This window comes from Nocardia sp. NPDC049526 (assembly GCF_044465765.1).
Classification (GTDB): domain Bacteria; phylum Actinomycetota; class Actinomycetes; order Mycobacteriales; family Mycobacteriaceae; genus Nocardia.
Genome location: NZ_JBITMA010000019.1, coordinates 13495 through 26792, shown reverse-complemented (window position 1 = coordinate 26792; position 13298 = coordinate 13495). Strand labels below are relative to the sequence as shown.

Here is a 13298-nt window from a genome sequence, read left to right as displayed (position 1 = left end):
TTGGAACAGGAACGAGAGCAATGACTCGAGCATCGCGTAGTGATTCCGTGAGGGGTGGTGGTCCGGCGACGGGTGGGCCCGACGGACAGATCGGTACGAGTACCGTCGTCGCCGACCACGGCCGATCCGCCGACACGCTGGTTTCGCGCATCGCGAGCGAGTTGGGGGAACTCGGCCCACTCGGTTGGCAACGTCTGAACGCGGTGTTCGCATTGACCGTGACCGTCGAGTCGGCGCGCGTCGAGTTCACCGGCGAGCATCGGCCGGTGCGCCTGGAAGTGCCGGAGTCGGTGGTGGCGCTGGTGCGGCAGTATCGTGCCGAGATCGCCGCGTCCGGCACCGAGCCGTGGTGGCGACTGTTGTTGTGGGCCAACGCATATGGTGATCTCGAGGTCGATTACGACTACGGCGACGAGCCGTTCCCTGCCGATCAACTCTTCCGCCCGGAGGCGTATCGCGCCGATGTGGCGGCGTATCCGCGGCCGCGACTGCCGGTGTGGTTGGCGGCCTACATGAGTCACCGTGACCGGCAGTGTCGCCGCCCGCGCCGCGCCGTGGCCGCCGCGCTCGTCGATCGGGCGCACGGGGTGACCGGGCGGCCGGTGGACCCGGAACTTCCGTCGTTTCCGCAGTTGTGGGCCCGCTGGGCGGTGATTTCGGCCGCGCACGTTGCCGTTTCATCCGACCGGGGACCACGGGTCGTGCCGTCGAACGGCTGGTTCGAAAGCGGCGGGAACGGCAGCAGCGGCTGCACGCTGTACGCCGTGCCGGGCGGCCGAGCCGTGCTCTCGGGCGGCGTATGGGACGCACCGGCGTTGAACGCGGCCTATAACGGCGGCGTCGATCTGCCGAATCTCTATGCGGGAGCGCCGGATTGGGTGACCAACGCGGTGCTGAGCCCGCGCGCGGCCGTCGGCTTGCTCTCGTTCTGCTTCTGGTGGGACGGTGAGCGGTGGTACTGCGGGGAATCGCCTTCGGTGCAGCAGTGCGGTGTGGCGATGCCGGAAATCTGGCAGTCGCACACCGTGATCGAGACGGTGGCCCGGTTACTGTCGGGGGATCCGGGCACCCGGACACGAACCGCGGTGGCGCGCTTGCTGACTGCCGCAGAGCGCGGGGAGGTCACCCGAGAGCTATTGGTGGACGCCTTCGGTCGCGACGGCGACCTCGAAGCCGCGACGCGTCAGCTGTCGGCGGCCGAGTTGCTCGCGCCGCGGCCGAATCGAGTCCACACGATGGGAGTTCACCTTTTGGACGCCAGACGTCCATGCGATGATCGAATTGTGCTATAGCCCGAGGTCCGAGGCGGGTTCGAGATGAGTGAGAGCATCTGACGCGACCGACGTCGAAGTCCGAGCCGGGTGTAGGGGTACCGGGGTCCCTTTGTCGACACCCCGGTGGCGTAGCTCGAAGGTGCGATGGTGGCGGAGCCATTCGACACCCAGTCCGAGCGGTGGCGAGATGCGCTGTGGCACAGCGAAATCGAGGTCCGCCACCCGCCGACCCGGCGCCGTCGTCCGGTTTGTTCACCAAATGCTTTCAGTCAATTGTCTGCTCGGGCTCGCGAGACACTCCGACAGGCGTACGTGCGGGAGGCTCCCAGCGAATCCGGTCGGCCGTCGGTCGAACCGCTCGGCGCATGATTCACGGTGAGGTCACCGACCGTTCATGCAGCTCATGGGATGATCGGTGTCATATGTACGCGGATGAGGGGCGACGCGAGGGGGCGCACACCGCGCGTCGAGGCAGCGCCGAGCAGGACAGGAGTTGACCAATGGCGCCGACAGATGACAAGCCCAATCCATGGCAGCTCTCCGGGGACGATATCGGCAAGGATTCGCAGAATCTGACGGTCAAGCAGAAGAGTCTGCAAACCCTGGCCAAATACGCGATCGACCTGTACGACGTCTTCGACACCATCGAGGGTTGGACACACTTCGTCGAGAAGGTCGATGGATTCGGGAATCTCCCCTCCGGCATTGCGTTACAGGGCAAGTTCCAGCGTGCGGGCCGCGACTTGAACGATCGAGCCAAGAGCCACAAGACCATCCTCCAGGATCTGGCACAGCAGTTCATTACCGCGGGCAAGCTGTACACCGCCGCCGAGGAGGCCAATACCTCCGGATTCGATCGGCTCAGGAATGCCCGCTCCGCCGAACGCCACGGAAGTTGGAGTCTGCCCGCCGACGGCACCACCAAGATCCCGGATTGGGGCGGGAAGACCGGCCGAACCGATAAATACGGAGGACCACCGGCCGACCTGAAGCAATATGCCAACGAGAAGGACGGACGCGATACCGAACCGGTTCGTCCGGAGCCATCGAGTGTCCTGGACTACCCGACCGCCTACTCCTGGCACCAATCGTTGATCAACGGGATGGGGCACACCTCCGACGCCTCCGGCATCTGGAGCGATATGGCCGAACACGTGACGGGGCCGGCCGCGAATCTGGGCAACCAGATGACTGCGATGCAGACCTCGGATGACTGGAACAGCGACGCCGCCGTGAAGGCGGGCGGCGCGGTTCAGGCCTATGTGTCCGGTGTGCAGAACATGGTCGACGGCATGCGCATGGTCGCGAGCAACCTGCTGAACACCTCGGGCTGGCTATGGGCGGTGCAGGCGAATACCCCCAATATCCCGCCGGATACGGTCGGGACCCAGTATGCGCGTGATGAAGTCGACAAGGCCAAGCGGATCTTCAACGACTGGTACGTACCCGGACTCGCGGCATCCAGCAATGCGATTCCGCTCATGGTTCAGCCGGTGAGTCCGGTGGTGCAGCCGACGTCGCCGTCGCCCACGCAGACCCAGCAGACCGGACCCGGTGGCGGCACCAGCGGGACCGGCAGCGGAAAAGGTGGGACCTCGGCCGCCCAATCGCAGGCAGCTCAGCAGGCGCTCGCCGATCAGCGCAGGGCGACTCAGCAGGCCGAGAAGACCGCGACCGAGCAACGGCAGCAGGCCGAACAGCAGCGTCAGCAGGCCGAGCGGGAAGCCGCGCAGCGCGCGGCCGCGCAGCAGCAGGCCGCGCAGCAGCAGGCCGCACAGCAGCAATCGGCCCAACAGGCCGCGCAGCAAGCCGCCCAACAAGCCAGTCAGGCCGCGCAACAGGGCATGGATGGCGTGAAGCAGGCAATGGACCAGGCCGCACAGGCGGCGGCGCAGCAAGCGCAGGCCGCGGCGGCCAAGGATATGCAGTCGGCAGGCCTCGCCGGTCTGCCTTCCACGCTGTCGGCGTTGGGCAAGGACGCGCTCGAGGCAGGCGGCGGTAGTGGCGCAGGCAAGGGCGGCGGCGCGGCCGGCAGCGCGGGTAGCGGTGCCGGAGCCAATCTTTCACCCAATAGCCTGCAGAATTCGAAGCTGTTCCCGCGGGCGGCGGCTGCCGAGATGGCCGGGGCCGCGACGGCGAGCCGCGCGGGCATCGCGAGCACCGGCCAGCCGGGTTCGCCCGGCGGTATGGGCCCCGCGGGCCACGGTGCCGGTGGCCAGAACAAGGAACACAAGCGGGCCGCGTACCTGGATTCGGTCGAGCACATCGGAGAGGCGCTCGGCGACGCGCCGGTTGTCGTCAAACCCGTTGTCGAGCAATGAATCGCACCTGGAAGTTCACCGACCTGGAATTCATCGTCCAGTGGGAGGCGTTGAAGCAGGACTACCTGCCGGAACCATTCGTGTACACCTGTCGCACCTGGGTGAACGAGGATTATGTCCGGGAACAACAGGATGCGCTGGCCCGGCTGCGGCACTCTGGTGATCGGTCGTTCGACGATGTGCTGGACGTGCTGGCTTTCCCGGATCTGCGCATCGTCGCGGAAGGCTACGACCCGGCGGAACCCTGGAAGCCGGACGTGCCGGTGCGGCTGCACGGTGTCCGCCGAGGTGACCGCGGCTATGTTCTCGCCGAACTGTCCGGCGAAACATACTGGCATTCCGGTGGTTTCACGATCACCGAATGCGATGCGGTCGATCTTGCCGGTGCGATCGTGCGAGCGCTGCCGCAGGTCGAGCCGGGACGCCGCGCCACCGTGGTGCTGTCCACCCAGGACGACGGCGACGGACTGGATTACTCGCTCGGCCGATCGGTGGTGCACGATTCCTTCGACGATACGATCGCCGATCGCTCCGCGGAATTCTTGGCACTACCGACATCCTGTTCCGGGACGATCGATGTGATCCAGGGGCGGTCGCGTTTCGGCCCGCGCGGGATCACTCGACATCAGCTGCAGTGGCGCGATATTCGCGACGACGGCCGCTATGCGATCGATGACCAGAATCCTCCGGTGGCGCGTGCCATCGATGCGAAACACCTCACCGCGATGATCAATACGCGAGTCGCCGCGGTAGTCCGTGCGATCAAGGACGAGTGAGTCTGAAAGGTGGCCGCCATGGACGAAACACAACCGGGTATTCCCGAATGGACCGCGACCTCGCGTAGCGGCACGATCTCGGTGCGCACCACCGAACAGGGTCTGCCACTTGGTATTTCGGTCGAACCGGCCGAGTTGAAGCGCGATCCGCAAGCATTGGCGGCCGAGGTGTTGCGGCTGTGCAGGCAGGCGGCCAATCGGGCCGGGATGGCGCGGAGGGCGGAGTTGGCGGCGGCGGGGGTGCCCGCGGAGATGTTGGCGCTGAGCGGGTTGCCGACCGCCGAAGATGTTGCACGCCAAGAATTAGCTGAGGAGCAGGAGTACGGGACCGAGCCGGATAGCTGGTTGCGTCAGCTGTAGTGCCCGTTGTCCGAGAGGAGTTTTCATCGTGTACGAGACCATGGACGAACTGATGGCCGGCGTGCAGCGCCGGCTGTACCGGATCCGGGATCTGACCGACGATATGGCCGCGGTGCGTGGGCGGGAGACCGCGCAGGACGGTTCGATCACCGTGGAGGTCGACGGCAACGGAACGTTGCTGGATCTGCAGTTCTCCCAGGCTGTTTCGCGGATGACACCGGCGGAATTCGAGTCGGCGCTGGTATCGGCAGCGGCCGCCGCGGTGCGACAGGCATTCGAGCGACGTAGCGAATTGGTCACTGCCTTCAATGAGGAAGTTGCCGAGTAGACACCCGACGTTCACGCTGTCCCCGTAGAACTTTTGTCAAGAACCTTGAGTTTGTGCAAATTTGCTCTCGAGCTTTGCAGTTCGATCGATAGGTTCTACGAAGAGTCGGTCAATTCCATTACGGGATGGGGGATCACGATGAGCGAACTCGTGGCAACGCCTGATGCGATTCGTGCGTACGGGGACTCGGCGGTGGTCATGGCCACCGGTGTCGCGACGGCCGGTGCGTTCGACCAGGTGGCAACCGTGGCGGCGGCCGCGCCGGTATTCGGCTTGATCGGCCAGGATTTTCTGATGGCGTTCGCCTATGCGCAGTCCAATCACGTGAGTTCGATGTTCGAATTGGCCGGTGTGCACGCGGGTACGGCGCTGACCGCGCATCAGGGCGCCGCTGCCTATGAGGCGGCCGAGGCGGCATCCGGCACCGAATTCGGCGCTGCCGGCGTCTAGCAATGACAGCGCCGCTCGACCCGTCGATCGTGGATCTACTGCGCGGCAGTGCCCTTGCACCGCTGATCGATCGACCGGTCAACGACATCCTGAAGGATATGGGCCTCGGGCCCCTGCCCGAAATCTCGGGGCTGCCACCGCTGCCCGAACTGCCGCCGCTGCCGGTCATTGATCTGGCCGCACTGGCCAGGCCGCTCACCGATATGGCGAGCGGTTTCGGCACCGGAAATCTCGGCGCGCCCGCGGGCGGCGGACCGGACCCGACCAAGGTGCTCTCCGATACCGCGCAGGCCGCGCAGACCGCGATCCAACTCGGTACCCAGGCGCTGCAGACCGTGATGTCGCTGTGGCAGGGCCTGGCCGCGATGCAGGCCGCGAACAAGTCCGGACAGGCCGCGGAGAACGGCGCGGAACTCGCCACGCAGAGCGCGCAGGAGAAGGCGTCGCTAGCCGGTGGCGCGACCTCGGTGGCGACCGGCGGCGCGCTGATGGCGTCGGTCATCGCCAAGTACATGGCCACGGTGGCCGCGGCGACGCCGTGGCTGGCAACCGGTGGCGGACAAGCGTTTATCGCGGCGGCGACGGTGGAGGCGATCACCGAGGGCATCGCGGTGGTGACCAAAACCCGGGTCGAAATGACCGCGCATTCGGCGAATATGACCGCGGTCGGCAAGAAGGTCAAGGTCACCGATGCCCCCAAGGGCGTCGACTCGATGCAGCAGGTGATGCAGCTGCTCACCCCGCTGATGACCATGGCGCAGACCGGCGCGCAGACGCTCACCCAGGTGGCGACCCAGAACGCGACGCAGGTTCAGAAACTGCAGGCCGACGCCATCGCGAAGGAACAGCGCGAGGCTACGGAAAAGGACGAGGCCGAGCACGGCGCGGCGGGTGGTGGCGCGGGCGGCGGTGGTGGCGGTGTGGGCGGTATCGGCGCGGCCCCGATATCGACACCACTGAGCCCGTGGAGCGGACCGCGCACCGCCGGACTCAGCGGTATGCCCGGCTTCAATGCCACCGGAACCGGTTCCGCGGCAGTGGAACCCGCCGCCGCGGTGCGTGGCGCCACCGGTGCGCCGGGCAGCCCGGGCATGATGCCCTACGGCGCGGCGGGCGCGGCAGGTGCGCGCGGGGCGGGGGATGCTGGCGGCGATATGCCCGGTTTCCTGGTCAACGCCGAACATGGCGAAGAGGTCGTCGGACCGATCGAGGGAGTCTCGCTGCCGGTGGTCGGCGCGACCGAACAGATCTCGCAGCCACCACCCGATAAGGAACTCACCCTCTAAGGGTTCGTTTGATTCAGGAGGTTGCGATGGCCAGCGGCAGTACGGATTTCGATGGAGTGATGTTCGATCCGGCAGCGGCCCGGGACGCGGCCACCCGGCTCGACGGACTCGCGGTCCGACTGGAAGCGGAACTGCGCGAGGGCTCGCCCGCGTTGACGGTGCCGCCGGCCGGCGTCGACGAGGTTTCGGGGCGCGCGGCGCAGACGATGAACGATGTCGCGGCTTCCTACGGCCAGAGCGCGACCGCCGCAATCGTGGAATTGCGCAAGCTGGCGGCGACGCTGCGCGCGCAGGCCGCACAGTTCGATCGCGCCGAGAACGACAGCGTCGCCGACTTCGGCGTCCCCGGCGCGGCCTGACACCACAGCGAATACGACACGGAGCCACCATGATCGAACCACCGCAGCCCGGTTTCACCGGTGTGGTCTGGGGCGCGCGCGAGCCGGAGCGGCTGGCGCGTGAACTGTCCACCGGGCCCGGCGCGGTACCGATGGCCGAGGCCGGTGCCGCGTGGACCCGGTTGGCCGCCGGATTCGGTACGGCGGTCGCCGAATACGAACTGATCGTCGCGTCGATGCGCGGTGCCTGGCAATCCACCACGAGTGGCCCGGTGCTGGACCGGATTTCGCGGTTGCGCGATTGGCTCGCCGATGCCGCGACGGCTGCGGGCAATAATGCGGTGCGCGCCGAAACCCAAGCCGCCGCTTATGAATTGGCCCGGCTGACCATGCCGCATACCGCCGAGATCCAGGCCATCCAGGCGGTGCAGCGGATGCTCGAATCGATCGGCGGCGCGCTCGGCGCACCGATCGAAGCGGTGGCCGCCCAAGCCGACACCGACGCCGATATGGCGAAGGCGGCGGCCGCGCGGGTGATGCAGACCTATGAGGCGGCGACCGAACCGCTTGCGACACCATGGATTCAGCAGGAGCCGCCGGTAATCGCCTCGCCCGCCGCACTGGCGGTCGAGGAAGCGAGCGCGCCTGCGACGGCCGCGACTTCGGCCATGCCCGCGCTGTCCGCGATCACACCCGGGATGTTCATGCCGGGCGGAATCGGTGCGGTCCCGACACTCACGAAGTTGCAGCCGTATCGGGCACCGGTCTTCACCGAAGCACCCGCGCCGGTGGAAGTGACCACGCCACCACCGGTTCCGACCGCCACGGCGAGTTCCAGTGCGCTGCCGATGGTTCCCGGCGCGATGGCGGCGGGCACCGGTGCGGAGGAACAGGAGTACGCGCCGCGCGCGGCGGCGGTGACCGGCGACGCCATCGGTGCCGATCTCGGTATCGCCGCCGCCCCGGCGGTACTCGGCGCTCCAGACGCACCCGCGGCCACCGGCCGGACGGCATCGGGAGGCGCCGAATGACGACCATGACCAATGACGGGCTGCTCGCGGTCGCCGAGCGACTCGGTGTCCAGACCTTGCCGCTGGTACTTTCCGTTGGACCGCAACAGGATTCGATCGACGCGTGGGTCGAGGCGCAACAGCGCGCGGTGACCGAACTGGTCGGCGCGGGTGTGCTCGACGCCGAGGGCGATGTCGACTCCGAACTGGCCGATGCCATGTTCACGCTGGCCCAACCCGATCGCGAGCTGGTCGCCCGCAGCTATGCGACCGAGCCCGACGCAACGCCGGCGGTGACCCGGATCTGCCTGGCCCGCCGCGGCGAACAGCATGCCATCGCGGTGCGCACCGGCGACACCTTCGATGTGCGGACGGTCTGGGCGGACGGGTCGGGCGAGGCGCTGGCGCGCCCGCTGCTCGCGGCGCTCGGCGCCGGAAGGCCGGCGGAGGTGGTCAATTTCAGCGCGCTGTCGAGCGAATTGAGCGAGCGGCTCACCTCCGCGCAGACGTCGGAGGACTACGCGGACGCCGTATACGCGTTGGGCGTCGCCGATCGTGACGCCACCGCCTACGGGCTGGCCTTCGCCTCCTGCCATACCTTCGCCGAGATCGTTGCCTACGCCCATCTCGACGGTACGACCACCCGGCCGCCCGGTGCGGTCGCGGTCTACGACACCGGACGCGGTCGCATTGTGGCCGCGCCCGGGATTGCTGCGGATCAGCAGGTTTGGTCCACGGTGACACCGGGCACCGATCACCGTATCGCGCAAGCGATTTCGGCACTGATCGAACTATTGCCCGGGGGAAGGTGGCTTCCGCAGTAGACCCTGAGGGCGTGCTGACCTTTTTCGAGCGACCCGCAAGCGATCGCTGCGGGAAGCTCGCCGACCTTCCGGCGATGTCACCCGACATCGTTTCCGGGCATTGGAATCACTACACGAGAGGGTGTCCACGATGAGTGGTGAAGGTGTACACGTAGACGAGGCGACCGCGAAGAAGGCCGAGGAGTTCATGGCCGCCGCGGTCGACAACATGCAGCGCACGCTGAAGAAGATCGATGACGAGGTCGCCGCGGCGACCCACTGGGAAGGCGATGCGAAGGCGGCGTTCGTCGCGGCCTCGACCAACTGGGCCCAGCACTCCCAGGAGCTGCACAAGAAGCTCAACGCCATTACCGAGCAGGTCGGTCACGGTACTCGGCAGTACATCCAGATGGAGCAGGAAAACCGCGAAGGTTTCGAGCACATCAGCCTGTAATCACCTGGGCCGACACACTATTCAGTCTTCGATTCGGAGGTAATCACCATGACTATGGCATACGCCAAGGGCCCGATGATGGCTCTGTACAACGATCTGGTCACCCTGCACGGCGACTTGATCAAATACGGCAGCGATATGGAGGACGCGGGCGGCGTGCTCAAGGTGGCGTGGGAGGGCAACGTCGCCCACGCCAGCTTCAAGCAGGTCTACGACGCCTGGCACTCCGAGTACGGTGACACGCTCACCTCGCTCGACAATGTCGCCGCGGCGGTGGAGAACTCGCTGCACCGCGCGCTCGGCACCGACGGCAAGATCGGTGACGGCTTCGGGGCCTGAAGCGCCGTAGCGATCGATTGCGGGTCGCGCGAAAAGGTCAGCTATTACACGGCCGGTCCGGAGCGTCACGCTTGCGGACCGGCCGTATTCGTTCGATTACCGTGCCGCGGCGAGGGATTCGCCGATGTACCACATCTCGTCGGGGGTGGTGACCATATTGACCGTCGCGCTGGCCGTCGAGGTCCGCACCGTGATCCGGTTGGGAGCCGAAATATCCTGCACCAGAACGATATCGGCATCGAACTGTGCATCGGGCTGCTCGGGCGCGCGAACGTGCACGATGGTCGCGCCACCGGCCGGCGCGGTGGGGGCGATGCCGTCGAAGACCACGACGGTGGCGGCGGGAATGGGGCCGCCGGGCTGCGGTGGGGCGAGGTGATGCCCGGTGCCGGCGAACCGCGGTGCCAGCGAGAGCGAATGCGGCGCATCGACATTGGCGACCATGGACTGCCAGGCCTCGGGCCGGTCGGTGTGCACGATGGTGTGCGCACCGAGGGCGATGGCCCGCAGGATCACCTGCTGGGCCAGATCCAGTCGGCCGATCACCTCGAGATGTCTGGTGCCGTCACCGATCAGCGGCACCGCGATGCCCTGTCCCGCATTGTCGGCGCCGATCAGCTGACCGCAACCGGCGGTCGGTACGACGATGCCGTCGAGCGCGGCGAGCGGACCGCGGTAGTCACCGGCGTTGTCGCCGTCGCGACGAGCGGCGCGGGCGGGCAGGCAATCCAGCAGCGCGCGGAATTGCTCACCCGGCAGGGTACGCAGGCCGGGCACGGGCGGCTCGACCGGTTCAACAGGGGTATCGAAGCGGACCAGGGCGCCCAGCCTGATCGGCGGGGAACCGGGTTCGCGTCCATCGCCGGGCCGTTGCGCGCCTGGTCGCAGTCGCACGGTGACCGTGGTGGTCAAGCTCGGGGTGGCCCAGATATCGGCGAAGCCGCGCGATCCGATCAGCTCCGGGCCGATCTCGTAACTGGTGAGGTACAGGCCCTGGTGCACCAGCGATTTCGGGGTTTCGACGAATCCGTCCAGTGCGATACCACGGGTGAGCTGGCGCACCGCGGTGTTCATCTCACCCGCGGTGAGCACCGATACCGAGATGCCACGGCCGGCGAGTCGATTGGCCACCCGGCGGGTCGCGATGATCGCGGTTCGCAGCGCACCCGCGCCGCCTCCGCCGCGGTTGTCCACGGCCTCGGCATTGGTGAGCGGATCCAGCCGCAGCACCAGCCAGACCGTGCGATGCGCGATGGCGGGCAGTGGGCCGAGGATGCGGTCGTAGAGCTGGGCTACCGGGCCGCCGCCCGCGGTCCGCGCACCGGTGCTGATCACATCGATCGAGGCCAGGTTGATATCGAACTGACTGAGGCAGCGACCGATTTCGATGAGCGGAAGCACTTGGTCGGTGGACAGCGAACCGCGCCGCAGCAGCGTCAGCGCATCCGGCGGCGGATCGATGCGCAGCATGGTGAGCAGCAGATCGCCGTCCCAGCGCACGCCGTAACTGCCGCCCTCGGGCAGCGGCACATCGAAGGCGGCCTGGCCGGCATCGGCGGGGCCGGGCCGGGTCCGCCGCCAGCGAAATGCGATCGCGCGCGCCAGTATGCCGACGATATTGCGTGGCTCGTGCCGACGCACCGGTACCGCGCCGGCAATGAGAACGACCGCGGCAACCGCGATGACGGCGACCGTCGGCGCGTGCAGCGCCGTTGCGATCCAGGCCGCGATCGCGGCATTCAGCGAGAGCGGAATCATGAGTCGCAAAGGCATTTGACGCAGCAGCCAGAATTCCGGATCACGTAACGTTGTGTGCGTCGCGTTCACGGAGTTTTCGTTTCCGGTTAATTCACGCGCGTTCGCTCCGGAGTCGGTATCGCGTTTGTTCACAGCCCGTCCCCGATAATCAGACCAGTATTGCGATAACAGTACCGCGCCACACCAGTGTTCGCGGATGGGAAAGAGTTTGCTCAATTGTCGCTGGATTGACACCGTGGCACCGGACGATACTGTAATTATCCTGTCCTTCCCGTAGTTCGATGGAGACCATGTGCCGGCTCAGCTGACCACCAAGGCTCAGGTCAACGGCTACCGTTTTCTGCTGCGCCGACTCGATCACGCACTGGTCCGACGCGATGTGCGGATGCTGCACGACCCCATGCGATCTCAGTTGCGTTCGATGCTCGTCGGCGCCACCCTCGGTCTGCTCGTGGTGGCCGGCGCGGCCATCCTGGCCTTCCTGCGGCCGCAGGGCGCGATCGGCGACGCGAATATCGTGATCGGCAAGGACAGCGGCGCGCTGTATGTGGTGGTGGCCCAATCCGAGGACAAGAAGGACGACAAACGCCTGCATCCGGTGCTCAACCTGGCCTCGGCCCGGCTGATCAGCGGCAGCAACGAATCGCCCAAATCGGTAAAGGATTCCAAGCTTTCGTCGATGCCGCGCGGTCCGATGCTCGGCATCCCGGGTGCGCCCGCGGCACTGCCCGGTTCGACGCAGGGCGGTCGCTCGGACTGGTCGCTGTGCGAAACGGTGCAGCTCTCGATCACCGGCAGCGCGGCCGCGGCGACCGGCGTGGAAACCGCCGTTTTCGCGGGCAAACCCCAACTGGACGAACGCATTCGGACCCTCGGCCCATCGGATGCGTTGCTGGTGCGGCGGGCCGATAAGACCTACCTGATCTACGACGGCAAGCGCGCGGAAGTCGATACCGGCAACTCGGTGCTGGCCCGTGCGCTGAACCTGGCCGGGCACAAGCCGCGGCCGGTCGGCACCGGCCTGCTGGATGCCGCCATCGCGGTTCCGCCGCTGGCCGTGCCGGATATTCCGAAGGCCGGACAGCCCGGTCCGGCAAAGCTTTCCGATGTGCCGATCGGCGGGGTCATCGCGGTCGGCGGCACGGGCCGCACCGATCAGTCCCAGCTGTATGTGGTGCTCGCCGACGGTGTGCAGCCGGTCACCGATTTCGCCGCGCAGGTCATCCGCACCGCGAATTCCCAGGGCATGCGCGAGATCAAGGCCGAACCGCCGGACGTGCTGACCAATATGCCGGTACTACACCAGCTTTCCCTCGACCACTTCCCGGCGACCACCCCGAAGATCGTCTCCGCCGAGGATGCTCCGGTCACCTGCCTCAGCTGGGCAAAGGGGCCTGAACCCGGCAACGACGCGACCGAAAGCCCCACCGACCGCGCCGCTATCACCCTGCTCGCGGGCAACCGTCTGCCGCTGTCGAGTTCGGCTGAACCGGTGAGTCTGGCCACCTCCGACGGCACCGGCGATCGGGTCGATTCCGCCTACATCCCGCCGGCTTCGGGGGAGTTCGTGCAGGTAACCGGAACCGAGTCGGGCAGTTTGCGGCGCGGTGGCCTGTTCTATGTGGCGGACAACGGAATCCGCTACGGCATCCCGGATGTCGCCACCGCCCAGGTGCTCGGACTCGGCAGCGAACCGCGCCTGGCCCCCTGGTCGATCATCGGTCAGCTGGTGCCGGGACCGACGCTGTCCAAGAACGATGCGCTGGTCGAGCACGATATCTTGCCTGTCGGAAACTGAGGT

The 13298-nt window shown here is 66.9% G+C and carries 14 protein-coding genes; 13 read left to right on the top strand and 1 reads right to left on the bottom strand.

The window, feature by feature from the left end; all coding sequences use genetic code 11:
• Window positions 1-20 precede the first annotated feature (20 nt).
• From ACIBW7_RS38250 to ACIBW7_RS38195, 12 genes are all read left to right on the top strand, one after another.
• A complete protein-coding gene (locus ACIBW7_RS38250) occupies window positions 21-1292 on the top strand; it encodes a hypothetical protein (protein WP_397055191.1) in 1272 nt (423 codons plus the stop codon).
• 482 nt (window positions 1293-1774) lie between these two features.
• Complete coding sequence (locus tag ACIBW7_RS38245; protein WP_397055189.1) at window positions 1775-3595, top strand: hypothetical protein; 1821 nt, start codon at window positions 1775-1777, stop codon at window positions 3593-3595.
• The gene (locus ACIBW7_RS38240) at window positions 3592-4371 is read left to right on the top strand and encodes an ESX secretion-associated protein EspG (RefSeq protein WP_397055187.1); all 780 of its coding nucleotides are present in this window, start codon (window positions 3592-3594) and stop codon (window positions 4369-4371) included. The genes ACIBW7_RS38245 and ACIBW7_RS38240 overlap by 4 nt, the downstream gene beginning before the upstream one ends.
• Before the next feature lie 18 nt (window positions 4372-4389).
• A complete protein-coding gene (locus ACIBW7_RS38235) occupies window positions 4390-4731 on the top strand; it encodes a hypothetical protein (RefSeq protein ID WP_397055185.1) in 342 nt (113 codons plus the stop codon).
• 28 nt (window positions 4732-4759) lie between these two features.
• On the top strand, window positions 4760-5059 hold the full coding sequence (locus tag ACIBW7_RS38230) for a YbaB/EbfC family nucleoid-associated protein (protein WP_397055183.1): 300 nt from the start codon (window positions 4760-4762) through the stop codon (window positions 5057-5059).
• A 138-nt stretch (window positions 5060-5197) separates the two neighbouring features.
• The gene (locus ACIBW7_RS38225; protein WP_397055181.1) at window positions 5198-5509 is read left to right on the top strand and encodes a type VII secretion target; all 312 of its coding nucleotides are present in this window, start codon (window positions 5198-5200) and stop codon (window positions 5507-5509) included.
• A 2-nt stretch (window positions 5510-5511) separates the two neighbouring features.
• On the top strand, window positions 5512-6795 hold the full coding sequence (locus ACIBW7_RS38220; protein WP_397055179.1) for a hypothetical protein: 1284 nt from the start codon (window positions 5512-5514) through the stop codon (window positions 6793-6795).
• A gap of 26 nt (window positions 6796-6821) precedes the next feature.
• Window positions 6822-7154, top strand: coding sequence for a PE family protein (locus ACIBW7_RS38215; RefSeq protein WP_397055177.1), 333 nt, complete (start codon window positions 6822-6824; stop codon window positions 7152-7154).
• Window positions 7155-7183: 29 nt separating this feature from the next.
• Window positions 7184-8164, top strand: coding sequence for a PPE domain-containing protein (locus tag ACIBW7_RS38210; RefSeq protein ID WP_397055175.1), 981 nt, complete (start codon window positions 7184-7186; stop codon window positions 8162-8164).
• Window positions 8161-8967, top strand: a complete 807-nt coding sequence (locus ACIBW7_RS38205) for an ESX secretion-associated protein EspG (protein WP_397055173.1) — start codon at window positions 8161-8163, stop codon at window positions 8965-8967. Before ACIBW7_RS38210 ends, ACIBW7_RS38205 begins: the two co-directional genes overlap by 4 nt.
• A gap of 130 nt (window positions 8968-9097) precedes the next feature.
• On the top strand, window positions 9098-9400 hold the full coding sequence (locus tag ACIBW7_RS38200; RefSeq protein ID WP_329415619.1) for a WXG100 family type VII secretion target: 303 nt from the start codon (window positions 9098-9100) through the stop codon (window positions 9398-9400).
• A 48-nt stretch (window positions 9401-9448) separates the two neighbouring features.
• Window positions 9449-9739, top strand: a complete 291-nt coding sequence (locus ACIBW7_RS38195; RefSeq protein WP_397055171.1) for a type VII secretion protein EsxR — start codon at window positions 9449-9451, stop codon at window positions 9737-9739.
• A 96-nt stretch (window positions 9740-9835) separates the two neighbouring features.
• Here the strand turns inward: ACIBW7_RS38195 and eccE are convergent, their stop codons facing one another.
• On the bottom strand, window positions 9836-11566 hold the full coding sequence (gene eccE, locus ACIBW7_RS38190; RefSeq protein ID WP_397055169.1) for a type VII secretion protein EccE: 1731 nt from the start codon (window positions 11564-11566) through the stop codon (window positions 9836-9838).
• A 223-nt stretch (window positions 11567-11789) separates the two neighbouring features.
• Here eccE and eccB point away from each other — a divergent pair, with 223 nt between their 5' ends.
• Window positions 11790-13295, top strand: a complete 1506-nt coding sequence (eccB, locus tag ACIBW7_RS38185; RefSeq protein ID WP_397055167.1) for a type VII secretion protein EccB — start codon at window positions 11790-11792, stop codon at window positions 13293-13295.
• Window positions 13296-13298 lie beyond the last annotated feature (3 nt).

Bases quoted from the DNA above. Each gene is read 5' to 3' on its own strand.
- ACIBW7_RS38195 (WP_397055171.1), top strand. From the start codon at position 9,449: ATGACTATGGCATACGCCAAGGGCCCGATGATGGCTCTGTACAACGAT.
- ACIBW7_RS38205 (WP_397055173.1), top strand. From the start codon at position 8,161: ATGACGACCATGACCAATGACGGGCTGCTCGCGGTCGCCGAGCGACTC.
- ACIBW7_RS38220 (WP_397055179.1), top strand. From the start codon at position 5,512: ATGACAGCGCCGCTCGACCCGTCGATCGTGGATCTACTGCGCGGCAGT.
- ACIBW7_RS38245 (WP_397055189.1), top strand. From the start codon at position 1,775: ATGGCGCCGACAGATGACAAGCCCAATCCATGGCAGCTCTCCGGGGAC.
- ACIBW7_RS38210 (WP_397055175.1), top strand. From the start codon at position 7,184: ATGATCGAACCACCGCAGCCCGGTTTCACCGGTGTGGTCTGGGGCGCG.
- ACIBW7_RS38215 (WP_397055177.1), top strand. From the start codon at position 6,822: ATGGCCAGCGGCAGTACGGATTTCGATGGAGTGATGTTCGATCCGGCA.
- ACIBW7_RS38250 (WP_397055191.1), top strand. From the start codon at position 21: ATGACTCGAGCATCGCGTAGTGATTCCGTGAGGGGTGGTGGTCCGGCG.
- ACIBW7_RS38200 (WP_329415619.1), top strand. From the start codon at position 9,098: ATGAGTGGTGAAGGTGTACACGTAGACGAGGCGACCGCGAAGAAGGCC.
- ACIBW7_RS38240 (WP_397055187.1), top strand. From the start codon at position 3,592: ATGAATCGCACCTGGAAGTTCACCGACCTGGAATTCATCGTCCAGTGG.
- ACIBW7_RS38235 (WP_397055185.1), top strand. From the start codon at position 4,390: ATGGACGAAACACAACCGGGTATTCCCGAATGGACCGCGACCTCGCGT.
- ACIBW7_RS38225 (WP_397055181.1), top strand. From the start codon at position 5,198: ATGAGCGAACTCGTGGCAACGCCTGATGCGATTCGTGCGTACGGGGAC.